Consider the following 15,320-nt stretch of genomic DNA (forward strand, 5'->3'; position numbering starts at 1 on the left):
CGGCGTTTCCGGCGCCGGCGTTCGGGGCGTCGCGGGTCAGGCCCCGTCGTCCGGGGCCCGGGCCAGGTCCCTCGGTTCGCAGGCCTCCCGGCCGGTCCCCAGGTGCACGACCCTGACCGCCCGCTCGGGGCCGCCGGGGACGACCCGCTGCTCGTGGCCGCAGCGCGGGCAGATCAGCGGGATGCGCGGCCGGTTCGGGTCCCGTCCGGCCTGGCCTTGGCCGCCGTCCGGGTGCGGGGCGGTCACGAGAGCGGGTGGGTCGGGACCGGGCTGACGTCCTGGATCTCGCCGTGGGCCTTGGTGAGCAGCTGCGAGGCCAGGTCGTTGAGCGCGCGGGCGCCCGCGATCTCCTCGCCCACCCGCAGCTGTTCCGGGTCGGAGGGGTGGCGGCTGCTGTAGCCGTGGGCCCGCACCTCCGTCCCGTCGCCGAGCCGCAGCAGGGCGGCGGCGGTCGTCCGCGCGCCCTCCTCGCGGAACTCCATCTCGATGTGCCAACCGACCAGAGTCTGCATGGCGGATCACCTCCATCGGTTACTCCTCCAGAGTGCGCCGCACCCAGCGTGATCACCAGGCCAGCCGGCCCGGGGGTCAGGTTGAACATGTTCAACTCGGCGACGTAGAGTCGCGGACGAAGGGTATTTGAACGCGTTCAAGAGGGGGTGTGCCCGCCATGGACAAGGGCACGACCGAACTGGTCGACCTGCTGGTCCTGCTCGGCATGGGCGCCGTCCTGCCGCTCGGCCTGGCCCTGGTCGACGAACCCGGGCTGGCCCGGATCCGCCGGCTCTGGCCGCTCGCCGCCGTCCCCGGGGCACTGTCGCTCTGGCTGCCCCGCGGCGGCCTCGCCACCGCCACCGCCGTCCTCTACGCCCTCGGCACCCTGGCCGTCGCCCTGCACGCGCCCCGGCGACTGGCCCGCACCCGCTCGCTCGCCCCCGCCGAGATCGCCGTGCTCACTGCACTCGCCGCGCCCTCGGTGGCCGGGGTCGCACTGGTCGCCGAACGCTCCGGCTACCCGCTGTTCGGCTTCGAACCGCACATCCTGGCACTGACCGTCCCGCACTTCCACTACGCCGGATTCACCGCCGCGCTGGTCGCCGGACTGGTCTGCCGCGCCTCGGCGCCCGGCTCCGCGGCGGCCCGCTGCGCGGCGCTCAGCGTCCCGGCCGGCACCCTGCTGGTGCTCGCCGGGTACTTCCTCGGCAACTGGTGGCAGTTCGCCGGGGCGGTCGTCCTCAGCACCGGGATGTGGCTGGTCGGCCTGGTCAGCTGGCGCGACCTGCGCCCCCGCGCGGCCGACCCGGTCACCGCCGGACTGCTCACCGTCTCCTCGGGCGTGCTGGCCCTCACCATGCTGCTCGCCCTGTGGTGGGCGCTCGGCCGGGCCGCCGGACTCCCCCACCCCACCCTGGCCTGGATGGCCGCCACCCACGGCCTCGGCAACGCGCTCGGCTTCGCGCTCTGCGCGCTCCTCGCCTGGCGCCGGATCACCACCGCGGAGGACGCCCGATGAACGACCGCAGCCACCTCGGGACCGACCCCGGTCACCCCGGAGCCGACTACAGCTACCCCGAGCAGGGCGCCAGCCGCACCGGCGAGCTGCCCGCCGGCTACCACCACCTGCGGCACCGGGCCCCGATCGGCCACGGACGCGCCGCCCTGGAGGTCGCCGGGGCCGCGCTGCTCGGCTGGCGGATGCACCGGCTGGCCGGCGTCCGGATCGACGCGGAGGCCGACCGGGCGGCCCCGGGCGTCGCCGTCCGCTGCGCGATCGGCGTCGGTCCGCTGCGGGCGGGCGCGCCCAACCGGGTGCTGGCCGCCGTCGACGGCCCGGACCGGTACGGCTTCACCTACGGGACCAGGCCCGGACACCTCGGCCGGGGCGAGGAGACCTTCCTGGTCGAGCTGGCGCCCGACGGGACGGTCTGGTTCGGCGTTACCGCGTTCAGCCGGCCGGTCGCCTGGTGGGCCCGGCTGGTCGGCCCGCTGTTCCCGCTCCTCCAGCACGCCTTCGTCCGGCGCTGCGGGCGGGTGCTGGCGGCGATCGCGGCGGACGCCGCCCGGGGCGGACCGCGCTGACCCCGCCCGGCGGCGGCGTGAATCCGCTCGCCGCCCGGCCCGGGTCTGCGGCATGATCGCCGGATGACACCGCCGCCCCCGGTGCCGGTTCCGGCTCCAGGGGCGGTCACCCCCGAGGACGGCGAGGAGCCGGCGCCGTGACCAGCTTCCACACCCACCGGGCCCTGGTCCTCGACGCCGCGCTGCCCGTCCGCCGGCGCCACAGCGCCCTGCGCACCTGCCTGACCGGCTTCGCCCCGTACGGCCTGCGGGCGACCTACCACCACCTGACGCTCAGCGCCCGGATGCCCCGGCACCTGGAGGCCGACCCGGAGTCCCTGGTGCGGGCGGTGGAGGAACTGCACGAGGCGCGGCAGCTGTGGCTGGCCCGGGCGGAGCAGTACGCGGCGCAGCGGCGGACCGAGAAGCGGGACGGCCGCCGGGCGGCGACGCCGGTGTGGTGGAACCAGCCCTGGTGGACCTCACCGAACGACGCCTGGCGCCACGACCCCTTCCTGCACCCGGCGTTGCGCCTGCCCGACTACGTCCGACGGCAGAACGCGCTGCTGGACGGGGCCGAACTGCCCGGCTGCCCGGCCTGCGGGGAGGAAGGGCCCGCGGTGGAGGTGTCGACCGGCCACGACCGGGCCGAACTGTGCCGCACCTGCGCCCGGGTGCTGGTGCCGTGCCCGTGCGGCCGGTGGCACAGCTTCCAGCAGGAGCTGCGGGTCGGCTGGGGCCGGACCTGGCGGCGGGAGCACATGACCGGTGGCGGGGAGCCCAACCCGTACTGGCCCGCCCACCTGGGCGCGGCCCGGGTGCGGCGGCTGATGGGGTACGTCGTGCTGCACCTTCCGGGCTGAACCGGTCCCGCCCGGCCACGATCGGTGCGCGGTCACCCCGGGCGCGCGGTCACGCCCGGTGCGCGGCCACCCCGGGTGCGCGGTCACGATCGGTGCGCGGGGACGGAGACCAGCAGGGCGTCGGAGTTCTGGACCCGCACCTCGAAGTGGTCGATGGCGCCCGGCTGCATGGCCGCCCCGCCGGTGGTGCGCAGCACGCCCGGGGCGTCGGGTTCGCCGTAGCCGTCGGCCGGGACGTACCAGGTGGTGACGGTCTGGTGCTCGCCGCCGTGCGAGACGGCGACCAGGCGGCAGGTCAACGGGCCCTGTACGCCGGAGAGTTGCAGGCTGACCCGGCTGCCCCAGGTGGTGCCGTCGACGCCGACGGTGGCCTTGGCCCCGGTGGCCGGGTCGCTGGCGCTGAACTGCTCGGCGACGGCGACCACGGCGGGCGTGGTCTCCGCGGTGAGCACCGCGGCCGTGACGGCCGGGCCGGCCGCGACCATCGCGGTCGCGGCCAGGGCGAGCACCAGCCGCCGCACCCGGCCACGCCGACGGCCGGCCGCGACCTCGGCGACCAGCCGGTCCAGGAGCCGCCCGTCCGGTGCCGGCGCGAAGTCGGCCGGGTCCAGCCCGGCGGCCCGCGCCGACGCCACGTACTCGCCCAGCATCGGCTCCACGAAGCCCAGTTCGCCGACCTGCCCGGTGCACTGCGGGCAGTCCGCCAGGTGCCGCTCGAAGGCCGCGCGCTCGGCGGGCTCCAGCAGGCCGAGGACGTACGACGCGACGTCCAGGTGCTCGGGGCCACCGGACGGGCCGGGGCGGAGGTCGGGCCGCTCGGTCACGATGTCACTCCCCGTTCCTCCAGCGCGAGCCGGAGCGAGCGCAGTGCGTAGAACACCCTCGACCGGACGGTTCCGGCCGGGATGCCGAGGACGGCGGCCGCCTCCTTGGCGGTGCGGCCCTTGAGGTAGGTCTCGACGATGATCTCCCGGTGGGCGGGCGAGAGGTCGGCGAGCGCGTCGGCGACGGTCATCATCCGCAGCGCCCGGTCGATCTCGTCCTCGGCGGGCAGCTGCTCCAGGGCCGCCGCCTCCACCTCGCGCGGGCGGGCGCCGGCACTGCGGTGGCCGTCGATCACGATCCGGCGGGCCACGGTGACCAGCCAGGGGCGCAGCGAGCAGGCCTGCGGGTCGAGCCGGTGGATGTTGCGCCAGGCCCGGACCAGGGTCTCCTGGACGACGTCCTCGGCGCGCTGCCGGTCCCCGGCGACCAGGTGGAGCACGAAGCCGAACAGCGGTCCGGCATGCTCGCGGTACAGGGCCCGCATCAGCTCCTCGTCCGCGGCCCCCTGGCCGTGTGCGGCGGGGTGCTCCTCGGTCACCACTTCATGGTTGCGCACCCGGGCCTCCCGGTCGAGGGCGATGGTCAGCGGTGGTCAGCGGTCGGTCAGTAGCCCGACGACGGCGGGGTGGGCGTCGGTGTGGGGGTGCTCGGCGCCGGGGTGGCGGGTGCCGGGGTGGCGGGTGCCGGGGTGCCGCTCGGCATCGCCTTGCCGCCGGTCGGGGTCACCGCGAACCACTGGCCGGCCACGCCCTCGCCCTTGGTGTCGCCGGGCTTGGCGTCCGGCGAGTAGCGGTAGACGGGCCAGCCGTTGACGGTGACCTGCTTGGTGCCGTCGTCGCGGGTGAAGCTGCCGACCAGCTTGCTGTCGATGCCCTTGGCCGTGATGTCGCCGTTGGCGTGCTCGGGCGGCCACAGGGTGGCGCAGTTACCGTTGCAGTACGAGTCCGAGGGGTTGCTCTGATCCTGGTCGAAGCGGTAGAGCGTGAAGCCCGCGCTGTCGGTGACGACGGTGCCGAGCTTGGGGTCGTCGGCGGTCCGGAGGGTGGCGGCGGCCGGGGCGCTGGAGCTGCTCGACGGGCTCGGCGCACTCGACTTGCTCGATCCGGAGGACCCGCAGCCGGCGACCAGGGCCGCCGCGGCGAGGCCGGAGGCGGCGAGCACGACGGCCCGGCGGGTGCGGGGTGGGGTGCTGCGCATGGGGAGCCTCCCGCGTCGGTGAACGGACTGGACACCCCTCAGTACGGACGGTGGCCGCCCGGTGCTCAATACCGGCCGGGCCCGGAATACCCCGGCGGGCATCACCGTTGTCCCGGGCGCATGATCCGTACCGGCACCTTCGGAAGGGAAGGACCCGCGAGATGAGCAACACGGTCGAGCTGACCAAGGAGAACTTCGACGACATCGTCCCGGGCCCGGAGGGCAAGGACTTCGTCCTGATCGACTTCTGGGCCGGGTGGTGCGGGCCGTGCCGCCAGTTCTCCCCGGTGTACGAGAAGGCCGCGGCGCGCCACTCGGACCTCGTCTTCGCCAAGGTCGACACCGAGGCCCAGCAGGAGCTGGCCGCCGCGTTCGGCATCCAGTCGATCCCCACGCTGGCGATCATCCGCGAGGGCGTGCTGATCTTCTCCCAGGCCGGGGCGCTGCCGGAGCCGGTGTTCGAGGACCTGATCGGCCAGGCCCGCGAGCTGGACATGACCGAGGTCAAGCGCAAGGTGGCGGAGGAGCAGGCGGCCGAGGGCCAGGCCTGATCTCCGGGCCCTGGGTCCTGGGCCGTCCGGAGGCCCGGGGAGCTGCGGCTCTCCGGGTGTTCCGCCGGGGACGCCCCTCCCGGGCCGGGTCATCCGGTGGGCTCCGCCCCGATCCGCTCCTAGAGTCGCGGGTGACGGGGGTCCCCACCGCGGAAGGACGGTCCACCATGAGCACCTTCGTACTGGTTCCCGGATTCTGGCTCGGCGCCTGGGCCTGGGACGAGGTGGCCGCGCCGCTGCGCGCGGCCGGGCACCGGGTCCACCCGGTGAGCCTGCCCGGGCTCGCCGAACGGGCCGGCGAGCAGGGCGACTTCGGGCTGGAGGAGCACATCGCGGACCTCGCCGACCTGCTGGTACGCGAGGACCTGTGGGACGTGGTGCTGGTCGCGCACAGCGGCGCCTGTGCCCCGGTCGGCGGGGTCGCGGACCGGATGCCGGAGCGGATCCGGCGGGTGGTCTACCTGGACAGCGGGCCGATGGCGGACGGCGGTTCGCTCTACGACCTCTGGCAGCCCGACTACCGCGAGGCCGCCGACGCCTCGGTGGTCGACGGCCGCCTGCCGATGCCGCCGTGGGACGCGATCGCCGCCTCCGGCGCCAGCACCGAGGGCCTGGACGGGGCCGCGCTGGCCCGGATCGGCACCCGGGTCACCCCGCACCCGGCCGGCTCGTACCGGGACCGGCTCCGGCTGACCGGCGCCGGGGCCGCCCTGCCGCAGGCCCTGGTCTCCTGCTCCTTCCCGCTCGACCGGGTGCGGGAGATGATCGCGGCCGGCCACCCGTGGTTCGTCGGGCTGGACGGGCCGAACTGGGAACTGCGCGAACTGCCCACCGGGCACTGGCCGATGTTCTCCCGCCCCGCCGACACCGCCGCGCTGCTCGCGGAACTCGCGGCGATCTGATCACGGTTGGCGTGTTCGCCCGTGCTCCGGCCGGTCCGCGTCGCAGGATGGGGCGCACGCCGCACCCGGTCGGGGACCGGGCGACCCGCGAGACCACGGAGGACCGGACATGACCAGCAGCAGCACCACCGGGGAGTACGACGTCATCGTCCTGGGCGCCGGGCCGACCGGCGAGAACGTGGCCGACCGGACCGTCGCCGCGGGCCTGAGCACGGTGATCGTGGAGGCCGAACTGGTCGGCGGCGAGTGCTCGTACTGGGCCTGCATGCCGAGCAAGGCGCTGCTGCGCCCGGCCGCCGCGCTGGACGACGCCCGCGCGGTGGGCGGCGCCCGGGAGGCGGTCGGCGACGGGCGGCTGGACGCGGCGGCAGTGCTGGCCCGCCGGGACTCCTTCGCCTCGCACTGGAAGGACGACGGCCAGGTGCAGTGGCTGCGGGACACCGGCATCGAGCTGGTCCGCGGCCACGGTCGGCTGGCAGGCGTGCGGACCGTCACGGTGGAGGCGGAGGACGGCACCGAGCGGGTGCTCACCGCCCGGCACGCCGTCGCCGTGTGCACCGGCAGCCGCCCGGTGCTGCCCGCCACCGTGCCCGGGCTGGCGGAGGCCCACCCGTGGACCAACCGGGAGGCGACCGGCTCGCCGACCGTCCCCGGGCGGCTCGCGGTGGTCGGCGGCGGGGTGGTCGGCGTGGAGATGGCCACCGCCTGGCGGGCGCTCGGCTCCGAGGTGGTGCTGCTGGTGCGCGGCGACACCCTGTTGCCGCGGATGGAGCCCTTCGCGGGCGAGCTGGTGGCCGAGGGGCTGTGGGAGGCCGGCGTGGACCTCCGCTTCGGCACCGAGGTGACGGCCCTGGAGCGCGCCGACGCCACCGGGCCGGCGGTGCTGACGCTCTCCGGCGGCGATCAACTGACCGTCGACGAGGTGCTGTACGCCACCGGCCGGGCCCCGCGCACCGCCGACATCGGACTGGAGCAGGTCGGACTGCGGCCGGGCAGCTGGCTGGACGTGGACGACAGCTGCACGGTGCTGGGCGTGGACGGCGAGTGGCTGTACGCCGCCGGGGACGTCAACCACCGGGCGCTGCTCACCCACCAGGGCAAGTACCAGGCCCGGATCACCGGCGGGGCGATCGCCGCCCGGGCCGAAGGGCGCGCCCTGGACACCTCGCGCTGGGGCGCGCACTCCGCGTCCGCCGACCTCGCCGGAGCGCCGCAGGTGGTGTTCACCCGACCCGAGGTCGCGGCCGTCGGCCTGACCCTGGCCGAGGCCGAGCGGCTCGACCTGCGGGTCAAGGCCGTCGACCACGAGATCGGCAACGTCGCCGGGGCCTCGCTCTACGCCGACGACTACCGCGGCCGCGCCCGGGTGGTCTTCGACCTGGACCGGCAGGTGATCATCGGCGCCTGCCTGGTCGGCCCGGCCGTCGCCGAACTGCTGCACTCGGCGACCGTCGCGGTGGTCGGCGAGGTGCCGGTCGACCGGCTCTGGCACGCCGTCCCCGCCTACCCGACGATCAGCGAGGTGTGGCTGCGACTGCTGGAGGGCTGCCGGGGCTGATCCCCCGGCAGCCCTCCGGACGCCCCTCCCGGGGCACCCCTCCCCCTCAGGGGGCGCGGCGCGGCGAGGTGTGACCGCCGGTGGACGGCGGGACACTGGGCGGTGGGGTCGCGCGTCCGCCGCGCCCCGGGGGGTCGTCGTGGGGGGCCGCTCGCGATCAGGTGGTGTGAGACATGACCGAGGTGCTGTTGGCCGTCGGAACCGAGAAGGGCCTCTTTCTCGGCCGCAGCCGCGACCGGCTGGACTGGGATTTCAGCGGGCCGCACTTCCCGATGAACGCGATCTACTCCGTCTCGATCGACCGCCGCGAGGGCCGCACCAGACTGCTGGTCGGCGCCGACAGCAGCCACTGGGGGCCCTCGGTGTGGCGCTCCGACGACCTCGGCGCCCGCTGGCACGAGCCGGCCCGGCCGGCGATCCGCTTCCCCGAGTCGACCGGCGCCTCGCTCACCCGGGTCTGGCAGCTCCAGCCCGCCGGGCCGGAGGCCCCCGGGGTGGTGTACGCGGGCACCGAACCCGCCGCGCTGTTCCGCTCCACCGACGGGGGCGAGAGCTTCACGCTGGTCGAACCGCTCTGGAACCACCCCCAGCGGTCCGCGTGGGGCGCCGGCTACGGCGGCCAGGGCCTGCACACCGTCCTCACCGACCCGCGCGACCCGCAACGGCTGCTGGTCGCGGTCTCCAGCGGCGGCGTCTACCGCAGCAAGGACGGCGGCGACAGCTGGGAGCCCTCCAACACCGGCCTGCGCGCCGAGTTCTTCCCGGAGGAGCGCCAGTACCCCGAGTTCGGCCAGTGCGTGCACAAGATCGCCGCCGACCCGGTCCACCCCGACCGGCTCTACCTCCAGAACCACGGCGGGGTCTACCGCAGCGACGACCGGGGCGGGAGCTGGCACTCCATCGCGGACGGCCTGCCCGCCGAGTTCGGCTTCGCGGTCGCCGCCCACCCGCGCCGCGGCGACACCGCCTACCTCTTCCCGCTCGGCGGCTCGGACGACCGGATCCCGCCCGGCCGCCGCTGCCGGGTCTTCCGCACCACCGACGGCGGCACCAGCTGGCAGCAGCTGGCCGACGGGCTGCCCGGCGAGGACCACTACGGCATCGTGCTGCGCGACGCCCTGCGCACCGACGACGCAGACCCGGCCGGGATCTACTTCGGCAACCGGACCGGCGACGTGTACGGCAGCCGCGACGAGGGCGAGACCTGGTCGCTGCTGGTCTCCCACCTGCCGGACGTGCTCTGCGTCCGGGCGGCGGTGGTGGGCTGAGCGACCGGCGGCCGGGCCGGTGGGCCGAGCGACCGGCGCCCGGGCCGGTCGAAAACCGGTTGCCGGGACGCTCCGGTTCTGGTGAGCATGGGCCGCCGACGAACGATCTCGTGATTCTCGTGATTCTCGCGAAGTGGGGTGGGGCCATGCCCGAAACGGACTGGGTGATCAGGCACGACGGCGCCGGAGCGCCGGTGCTGCGGTACCAGCAGGGCGAGCGGGAGGGACGCCCCTGGGCCGACCTGCTGGAGGTGCTGGACGACTCGGCGGACGCCGTGGCGTACGTCCGCACAGAGCTGGCGGGCTGGGTGGTCTCCGGCAGCCCCGAGCTCGGGCAGCGGCTGCTCGCGCAGGGGGCGACGGCCCTGCGCCACGCCCACACCTTCCGGCGGGACCTGCGCGCCGATCCCCCGCCCGCCGACTGGGCCGGGGCCCCGCTGCGGGAGGGGCTGCGGGCGGTGCCCTGCGACCGCGCGCCCGAGGAACTGCTGGAGCCGTGGCGGGCCGCCTTCGACCCGGCGCACGTGGACCACTTCCCCGGGGACGACGCCCGGGCCCTGGCCGAGCGGATCGGCCCGCTGCTGGCCGGGAACGCCATCGGCCCGGTGCTGCCGTCCAGCCTGCTCGCCGTGGACGCCGAGGACCGGGTGGTCGGCGCCGCCGTGCTGACCGATCGCGACGGCCTGCCCTGGGTCGCGGAGGTCTTCCGCCACCCGCGGCGCGGCTACCGCGGCCTCGGCGCCGACCTGCTCCGCCGGGCGGTCGCGGACGCCGCCGGGCGCGGGCTGGCCGACGTGCACCTGGTGGTCTCCGAGGGCAACCCGGCGCGCCGGGTCTACGAGGCCCTGGGCTTCGAGCTGCGGGAGACCTCGCTGACCGTGATCGTGCCGGACGCCGCCTGAGGCCCGCCGGGCCCAAGGCCCTGAGCCTGAGCCTGAGCCCTGAGCGCTGAGTCCTGAACCCTGAGCCGCGGGCGCCAGGGCTCAGGGCCGGGCAAGCTCCAGGACGGCGATCCCGCCGAGGACGGTGAACGCGGCGGTCAGCCGCAGCCGCCCGAGCCGCTCGCGGAACACCACGGTGGCGATCAGCGCGGCGATCACGATGCTGGTCTCGCGCAGCGCCGCGATCGTCGCCAGGTTGCCCCGGGACTGCGCCCAGACCACCAGGCCGTACGCCGTCAGCGAGAGCACCCCGCCGAGGACCCCGACCGGCAGCACCCCGCGCATCCCGGTGAGCAGGGTGCGGCCGCGCCGGGCCCAGACCACTGCGACGAGCGCCGGCCCCTGGAGCAGGAACAGCCAGGCCACGTACCCGCCGACGGTGCCGGCGTGCCGGACGCCGCTGCCGTCCAGCACCGTGTACCCGGCGATCATCGCCCCGGTGCCGGCGGCGGCCGTGAGAGCGGGCAGCTGCGCCCGCCCGGGTATGCCCTGGGCGAAGGCCAGCCCGATCAGCCCGCAGGAGATCACCACCACGCCCGCCAGCTCGCCCGCGCCCAGGTGCTGGCCGAGCACCGTGACCGACAGCAGGGCGACCAGCAGCGGCGCCGAACCGCGGGCGATCGGGTACATCTGTCCGAAGTCGCCCAGCTGGTAGGCCCGCAGCAGCAGGACCGTCGAGACCGTCTGGACCACCGTGGAGGCCAGCAGGTACGGCCAGGCGGCGGCCGCCGGCAGCGGGTTGACCGCCACCAGCACCACCGCGCAGGCGGTGTACGTCAGGTTGATCAGCGCGAAGCCGACCATCTTGTCCGGGATCCGGTGCGCCAGCCCGTTCCACACCGCGTGCAGCACGGCGGCCGTGAGCACGGCCAGCGGCACGGCCGATCCGATTTCTGACATGGCGAAGCTCCCCTCCCGTCAGCCTGCCGGATTTCCGGCGGCGCTGGAACTGGATTCCACGCTACCCTAGAGCCATGGAAGAACGTTCCGAATTTTTCACGCCCCTGGAATCCCAGCTGGCCGCGCAGATCCGGGCCAGGCTCGGCGAACTGCGCGGCACCGAGGCGCGGGTCGCCCGGGTGGTGCTGGACCGGGGCGCCGAACTGGTGCACCTGAGCGTCAGCGACGTGGCGGCGCTGGCCGGGACGGCACCCTCCTCGGTGGTCCGGGCCTGCCAGCGGCTCGGCTTCCGCGGCTTCCAGGAGTTGAAGATCGCCGCGGCCCTGCACGCCCCGGCCGCCCCCGCCGCGGAACCGGCCGCGGACGCCGACGACCCGGCCGCCCGGGCCCTCGCCGACACCCTGCGCGCCGCCCGGGCCGCCCTCGAGGGCATCACCGCCACGCTCGGCCCGGACGACCTGCGGGCCGCCGCCGAACTGCTGGACGACGCCCCCCGGGTGCTGCTGGTCGGCACCGGGCTGTCCGGCGCCGTCGCACTGGACATCGCCTACCGGCTGCGGGCGCTCGGCCTGGTGGTGGACGCCCCGGCCGACTCGATGACCGCCCAGCTGGTCGCCGCCGGGCTGCCGCCGGGCGCCGTCTGCCTGGCCGTCAGCCACACCGGCGCCACCCACAGCGTGGTGGCCGCCGCCCGGGCCGCCCGGGCGTCCGGGGCCGAGGTGCTGGCGCTCACCAGCTACGCCCGCTCACCGCTCACCGAGACGGCGACCTGCGTCCTGGTCGCGGGCGGGCAGGACCTGGTCTTCGGTCTGGAGACCACCGCCAGCCGGCTGGCCCACCTGGCCGCCGTGGACGCGCTCGCCCAGACCCTGCTGGCGCTGCGCGGGCCCCGCGCGGAGCAGGCCCTGCGGCTCGCCGCCGACGTCTGCGCGGACTACGTGTACTGACCCCGGCGATCAGGACGGCTACGTGCTGGGCCGGTGGGCGCCCTCGATCCGGGCGCCGCGCACCACGACCATGGTCAGGCCCACCGCGACCAGCAGCTCCGCCCAGAAGAACGCCGCGTAGTCCAGCAGCGAGCCGATCGGCGGGCTGCCGGGCGCGGCGTTGCGCATGCCGACCAGCGCGAACAGGGTGGCCGCCATCCAGCTCAGGGCCGGCCAGACGATCCCGCGCCGCTGCCGGACGATCAGCCAGGCCGCCACCAGGACGGACAGCGCCAGTGCCCACATCGCCGCCATCATGAACCAGGCCAGGATGTAGGTGCTGCGCGAGCGGCTGATCTGCTCGGTGACGGCGATGCCGAGGCCGTCGGTCTCCTTCTCCCCCTGGGTGAAGGCGAAGAACGGGTCGGCCTCCTGGATCCCGATCGTCACCGGGACCGGCCGCCCCCCGACGGTGGCCCGGAAGCCGACCTGCGCGCGGTAGCCGTCGAAGGGGTAGTCGGTGACCCGCCCCTCGGCGAGGCTGAACGACACCGGGCTGGAGGGGATCGGCTGGCCGGCCGGGTACTTGAGCACGGTCTGCTCCAGCGAGGTGGTCTCCAGTGCCACGTCCTGCGCCGGGATCTGCTGGATGCCGGACGTCCCCAGGGCGCCGTGCGGCACCACCAGGATCTTGGCGGCGACGGTCTGGGCGGCCGCGTCGACCCGCTGGAGCACCACGTCGACCTCCAGGAAGTCCGACGGGTGGTCGACGCCCACCTCCTGGGCCCGACCGCGGGTGGAGCGCTCGTCGGAGTAGAGCACCAGGCCGGCGGCCACGAACAGCACGATCGCCACCAGCACGGCGTACGCCCGCCAGGGGCGGACCTTCGGCCGGGTGGCGCTCGTGGCGCGCACCCGGGCGTCGATGCGGACCTTGGGCCGGGCGGTCGGACGCAGGGGCCGGACGGCCCTGCGGTGCGGCGGCGTGCTCATCGACCTGCTCCCACGGTCGGCGGCGGCGGCACCTGCTGCCGCCCGTCCCGCCAGCGTCGGCACGCTACCACCTGCTCCGCAACCGGGGCGGGCCGCCCGGGGCCTCCCCGCAGACGCGGAAAACACGCTGGTCGGAGCCGCTGTGTAGGCTCATCCGTCATGGCGAGGGTGACACGGGACGATGTGGCGCGGGTGGCGGGGACGTCCACGGCGGTCGTGAGTTATGTGATCAACGACGGACCGCGTCCGGTGGCACCGGCCACCCGGGCGCGGGTGCTCGCGGCGGTGGAGGAGCTCGGCTACCGGCCCAACCGGGTCGCCCAGGCGATGGCCCGCCGCCGGACCGACCTGCTCGGCATGGTCGTGCCGGACGCCCGGCAGCCCTTCTTCGCCGGGCTCGCCCACGCCGTGGAGCAGGCCGCCACCGAGCACGGCCGGCTGCTGCTGATCGGCAACTCCGACTACGCGGACGAGCGCGAGGCGCACTACATCCGGGCCTTCCTGGGGATGCAGGTGGACGGGCTGATCCTGGTCACCCAGGACCCGGCCGCCCCCGGGCTGAGCGGCTTCGACTCGGCCGACGGCACCCCGGTCGTGCTGCTGCACCACCGCACCGAGAGCGTCGACGGCGTGGCCGTGGTGGCCGACGACGAGGGCGGCGCCCGCGAGGTGGTCCGCCACCTGCTCGACCACGGCCACGCCGAGGTGCACTGCTTCGGCGGCACCCTGGCGCTCAGCCCGCTCGACCCGGTCACCGGGCGGACGGCCGGCTGGGCCGAGGCGCTGGCCGAGGCCGGGCTGTCCACCGACGGCCGGCTCACCCCGGCGCCCTTCGACCGGGTCCGGGCGCACGCCGAGGCGCTCACCCTGCTGAGCCGGCCCGACCGGCCGTCCGCCGTCTTCTGCGCGACGGACGACCAGGCGATCGGCCTGCTGCGGGCCGCCGACGACCTGGGCATCCGGGTGCCCGAGGAGCTCGCGGTGGCCGGGTTCGACGACATCGCGGAGGCGGTGATCGCCGGACCGGCGCTGACCACCGTCACCACCGCGCAGGACGAGATGGCCCGGGCCGCGGTGGACCTGGTGCTCGGCGGCCCGGAGCGCCGCGCCGCCGGGGCCCGGACCTTCCCGGCCCGGCTGGTGGTGCGGCGCTCCTGCGGCTGCCCGGCCGGCGGTGCCGGGCAACAGCCCTAGACCGCAGGTCAGTTGAGCTGGAAGGTGGCCTCGACCGGGTAGTGGTCGCTGGGCGCGTTGGTGTCCGGCTGCCCCGGTACCCAGCCGGCCTGGGGGTCGAAGTCGACCTTCACGTCGGACATCGAGTTCGGCACCGGGCGGCCCGGGGCGTTGAGGTAGCCGAGGTAGTCCAGGTCGTCCCGGTAGTCGGTCGGGAAGGTCTCCACGCCCGCCATGTACTGGCACCAGGAGGAGACCGGGCAGTCCATGGTGGTGCGGGTCTGGTTCGGGGCGGTGGCCGGGGTGCCGAGCACGCCGTTGACCGCGTTCTGGGCGTTGGCGTAGTCGCCACGGGCCTGGCCGTGGAAGTACTCGACGTTGAGGTCGCCGCCGATCAGCACCGGCGCGCCGCTGCCCACGATGCCGTCGACCCAGGCGCGGATCTCGGCGAGCTGGCCGAGCCGGGTGGACTGGGTGGTGTCGGTGGAGGTGTCGGCCTCGTCCGCCTGGAGGTGGGTGCCGACCACCCACGCGGTGCTGCCGTTCTTCTTCACCTGCACCAGCGCCGCGCCCTTGTTGGCGTGGTAGTCCCAGGTGCCGTAGGTGGAGTTGCTGAACACGTGGGCGTACTGGGCGGTGATCGGGTACTTGGAGAGGATCATCGTGCCGCCGTTGATGACGAACCACGAGCTGGAGCAGTTGCCGCTGACGCCCGTCCAGCCGCCGCCGGAGCAGGTCCCGCCGACCACCGGGGTGCGGTACGGGTAGAGGTCGGCGAGCTTGGCGTTGATGTCGGCGGTCGAGCTGTTGTTGAACTGCTCGTCCAGGACGACCACGTCGGCGTTGTGCTGCCGGACGATCTGCTCGATCACCGGGGTGCGGCGGGCGGCCTGCTCGTTCTGGGTGCTGTCGACGATCGCGGTGCCGAGGTCGACGTTGAAGGCGAGGACGGACAGCGCGGTGGGGCTCGCCGCGGTGGTGGCGGAGGCGCTCGGGGCGGTGCCGCCGAGCAGCAGTGCGGCGGCGGCCGCCGAGGTGAGGGCGGTGGCCGTGCGGCGCGAGAGCATGAGCGTTCTCCTGGGGGTCCGTCAACCGGTGGGGTTCCGGGCGGGCCGGGGTGACCGGCCGCCGGTGATTGGCGGGGGAACGCTAGCTACTGCTCGGT

At 75.3% G+C, this 15,320-nt stretch carries 18 protein-coding genes; 10 read left to right on the forward strand and 8 right to left on the reverse strand.

All coding sequences use genetic code 11. The features are described 5' to 3' along the window. Nucleotides 1-36 precede the first annotated feature (36 nt). Entirely contained in the window at nt 37-246 is a 210-nt protein-coding gene (locus ACFWXO_RS12240) for a hypothetical protein (protein WP_380523480.1), read from the reverse strand. Next, nucleotides 243-512, reverse strand: a complete 270-nt coding sequence (locus tag ACFWXO_RS12245; RefSeq protein WP_375891271.1) for a DUF1876 domain-containing protein — start codon at nt 510-512, stop codon at nt 243-245. Before ACFWXO_RS12245 ends, ACFWXO_RS12240 begins: the two co-directional genes overlap by 4 nt. A gap of 158 nt (nt 513-670) precedes the next feature. Here ACFWXO_RS12245 and ACFWXO_RS12250 point away from each other — a divergent pair, with 158 nt between their 5' ends. The 3 genes from ACFWXO_RS12250 to ACFWXO_RS12260 all read left to right on the forward strand — a co-directional run bounded on the left by ACFWXO_RS12250 (nt 671) and on the right by ACFWXO_RS12260 (nt 2,921). Further along, nucleotides 671-1,513, forward strand: coding sequence for a YndJ family protein (locus ACFWXO_RS12250; protein ID WP_380407427.1), 843 nt, complete (start codon nt 671-673; stop codon nt 1,511-1,513). Further along, nucleotides 1,510-2,079: a DUF1990 family protein gene (locus ACFWXO_RS12255; RefSeq protein ID WP_375891268.1), complete on the forward strand. Its 570-nt coding sequence runs from the start codon at nt 1,510-1,512 to the stop codon at nt 2,077-2,079. The genes ACFWXO_RS12250 and ACFWXO_RS12255 overlap by 4 nt, the downstream gene beginning before the upstream one ends. A gap of 137 nt (nt 2,080-2,216) precedes the next feature. Continuing rightward, entirely contained in the window at nt 2,217-2,921 is a 705-nt protein-coding gene (locus ACFWXO_RS12260; RefSeq protein WP_380523482.1) for a hypothetical protein, read from the forward strand. An 83-nt stretch (nt 2,922-3,004) separates the two neighbouring features. On the opposite strand, the gene ACFWXO_RS12265 is transcribed toward ACFWXO_RS12260, so the two are convergent. Genes ACFWXO_RS12265 through ACFWXO_RS12275 form a run of 3 tightly spaced genes read right to left on the reverse strand, consistent with a single transcriptional unit; the run spans nt 3,005 to nt 4,943 of the window. Continuing rightward, nucleotides 3,005-3,745, reverse strand: a complete 741-nt coding sequence (locus ACFWXO_RS12265; RefSeq protein WP_380407433.1) for a zf-HC2 domain-containing protein — start codon at nt 3,743-3,745, stop codon at nt 3,005-3,007. Beyond that, complete coding sequence (locus ACFWXO_RS12270; RefSeq protein ID WP_380523485.1) at nt 3,742-4,302, reverse strand: sigma-70 family RNA polymerase sigma factor; 561 nt, start codon at nt 4,300-4,302, stop codon at nt 3,742-3,744. Before ACFWXO_RS12270 ends, ACFWXO_RS12265 begins: the two co-directional genes overlap by 4 nt. Nucleotides 4,303-4,349: 47 nt before the next feature. Beyond that, nucleotides 4,350-4,943 carry a hypothetical protein gene (locus tag ACFWXO_RS12275; protein WP_380523487.1) on the reverse strand — a complete coding sequence of 198 codons (594 nt, stop codon included), beginning with the start codon at nt 4,941-4,943 and terminating at the stop codon, nt 4,350-4,352. A 107-nt stretch (nt 4,944-5,050) separates the two neighbouring features. On the opposite strand from ACFWXO_RS12275, the gene ACFWXO_RS12280 reads away from it, so the two are divergent. From ACFWXO_RS12280 to ACFWXO_RS12300, 5 genes are all read left to right on the forward strand, one after another. After that, a complete protein-coding gene (locus ACFWXO_RS12280; protein ID WP_380523489.1) occupies nt 5,051-5,494 on the forward strand; it encodes a thioredoxin family protein in 444 nt (147 codons plus the stop codon). Nucleotides 5,495-5,661: 167 nt separating this feature from the next. Beyond that, nucleotides 5,662-6,396, forward strand: coding sequence for an alpha/beta fold hydrolase (locus ACFWXO_RS12285; protein ID WP_380523491.1), 735 nt, complete (start codon nt 5,662-5,664; stop codon nt 6,394-6,396). 109 nt (nt 6,397-6,505) lie between these two features. Beyond that, nucleotides 6,506-7,954, forward strand: coding sequence for a dihydrolipoyl dehydrogenase family protein (locus ACFWXO_RS12290; protein WP_380523492.1), 1,449 nt, complete (start codon nt 6,506-6,508; stop codon nt 7,952-7,954). A 173-nt stretch (nt 7,955-8,127) separates the two neighbouring features. Next, nucleotides 8,128-9,222, forward strand: a complete 1,095-nt coding sequence (locus tag ACFWXO_RS12295; RefSeq protein ID WP_375891253.1) for a WD40/YVTN/BNR-like repeat-containing protein — start codon at nt 8,128-8,130, stop codon at nt 9,220-9,222. A 146-nt stretch (nt 9,223-9,368) separates the two neighbouring features. Then, nucleotides 9,369-10,124, forward strand: a complete 756-nt coding sequence (locus tag ACFWXO_RS12300) for a GNAT family N-acetyltransferase (RefSeq protein ID WP_380523494.1) — start codon at nt 9,369-9,371, stop codon at nt 10,122-10,124. An 81-nt stretch (nt 10,125-10,205) separates the two neighbouring features. On the opposite strand, the gene ACFWXO_RS12305 is transcribed toward ACFWXO_RS12300, so the two are convergent. Next, a complete protein-coding gene (locus tag ACFWXO_RS12305; protein ID WP_375891249.1) occupies nt 10,206-11,063 on the reverse strand; it encodes an EamA family transporter in 858 nt (285 codons plus the stop codon). A 74-nt stretch (nt 11,064-11,137) separates the two neighbouring features. On the opposite strand from ACFWXO_RS12305, the gene ACFWXO_RS12310 reads away from it, so the two are divergent. Next, nucleotides 11,138-12,010, forward strand: a complete 873-nt coding sequence (locus ACFWXO_RS12310) for a MurR/RpiR family transcriptional regulator (RefSeq protein WP_375891247.1) — start codon at nt 11,138-11,140, stop codon at nt 12,008-12,010. Nucleotides 12,011-12,028: 18 nt separating this feature from the next. On the opposite strand, the gene ACFWXO_RS12315 is transcribed toward ACFWXO_RS12310, so the two are convergent. Next, nucleotides 12,029-12,982, reverse strand: coding sequence for a DUF4436 family protein (locus ACFWXO_RS12315; protein ID WP_375891245.1), 954 nt, complete (start codon nt 12,980-12,982; stop codon nt 12,029-12,031). Nucleotides 12,983-13,141: 159 nt separating this feature from the next. Here ACFWXO_RS12315 and ACFWXO_RS12320 point away from each other — a divergent pair, with 159 nt between their 5' ends. After that, nucleotides 13,142-14,176 (forward strand): LacI family DNA-binding transcriptional regulator, encoded by a 1,035-nt coding sequence (locus ACFWXO_RS12320; RefSeq protein ID WP_380523497.1) that lies wholly within the window; start codon nt 13,142-13,144, stop codon nt 14,174-14,176. 8 nt (nt 14,177-14,184) lie between these two features. Here the strand turns inward: ACFWXO_RS12320 and ACFWXO_RS12325 are convergent, their stop codons facing one another. Beyond that, nucleotides 14,185-15,222, reverse strand: a complete 1,038-nt coding sequence (locus tag ACFWXO_RS12325; protein ID WP_380523499.1) for a sphingomyelin phosphodiesterase — start codon at nt 15,220-15,222, stop codon at nt 14,185-14,187. Between the last annotated feature and the right edge of the window lie 98 nt (nt 15,223-15,320).

The sequence above is a fragment of the Kitasatospora sp. NPDC059088 genome (assembly GCF_042738155.1).
Taxonomy (GTDB): domain Bacteria; phylum Actinomycetota; class Actinomycetes; order Streptomycetales; family Streptomycetaceae; genus Kitasatospora.

What these genes read in the sequence shown, in the direction of transcription:
- ACFWXO_RS12245 (WP_375891271.1), bottom strand. Translation starts at nt 512, where the DNA reads ATGCAGACTCTGGTCGGTTGGCACATCGAGATGGAGTTCCGCGAGGAG.
- ACFWXO_RS12250 (WP_380407427.1), top strand. Translation starts at nt 671, where the DNA reads ATGGACAAGGGCACGACCGAACTGGTCGACCTGCTGGTCCTGCTCGGC.
- ACFWXO_RS12255 (WP_375891268.1), top strand. Translation starts at nt 1,510, where the DNA reads ATGAACGACCGCAGCCACCTCGGGACCGACCCCGGTCACCCCGGAGCC.
- ACFWXO_RS12275 (WP_380523487.1), bottom strand. Translation starts at nt 4,943, where the DNA reads ATGCGCAGCACCCCACCCCGCACCCGCCGGGCCGTCGTGCTCGCCGCC.
- ACFWXO_RS12285 (WP_380523491.1), top strand. Translation starts at nt 5,662, where the DNA reads ATGAGCACCTTCGTACTGGTTCCCGGATTCTGGCTCGGCGCCTGGGCC.
- ACFWXO_RS12290 (WP_380523492.1), top strand. Translation starts at nt 6,506, where the DNA reads ATGACCAGCAGCAGCACCACCGGGGAGTACGACGTCATCGTCCTGGGC.
- ACFWXO_RS12295 (WP_375891253.1), top strand. Translation starts at nt 8,128, where the DNA reads ATGACCGAGGTGCTGTTGGCCGTCGGAACCGAGAAGGGCCTCTTTCTC.
- ACFWXO_RS12300 (WP_380523494.1), top strand. Translation starts at nt 9,369, where the DNA reads ATGCCCGAAACGGACTGGGTGATCAGGCACGACGGCGCCGGAGCGCCG.
- ACFWXO_RS12305 (WP_375891249.1), bottom strand. Translation starts at nt 11,063, where the DNA reads ATGTCAGAAATCGGATCGGCCGTGCCGCTGGCCGTGCTCACGGCCGCC.
- ACFWXO_RS12310 (WP_375891247.1), top strand. Translation starts at nt 11,138, where the DNA reads ATGGAAGAACGTTCCGAATTTTTCACGCCCCTGGAATCCCAGCTGGCC.
- ACFWXO_RS12315 (WP_375891245.1), bottom strand. Translation starts at nt 12,982, where the DNA reads ATGAGCACGCCGCCGCACCGCAGGGCCGTCCGGCCCCTGCGTCCGACC.
- ACFWXO_RS12320 (WP_380523497.1), top strand. Translation starts at nt 13,142, where the DNA reads ATGGCGAGGGTGACACGGGACGATGTGGCGCGGGTGGCGGGGACGTCC.
- ACFWXO_RS12325 (WP_380523499.1), bottom strand. Translation starts at nt 15,222, where the DNA reads ATGCTCTCGCGCCGCACGGCCACCGCCCTCACCTCGGCGGCCGCCGCC.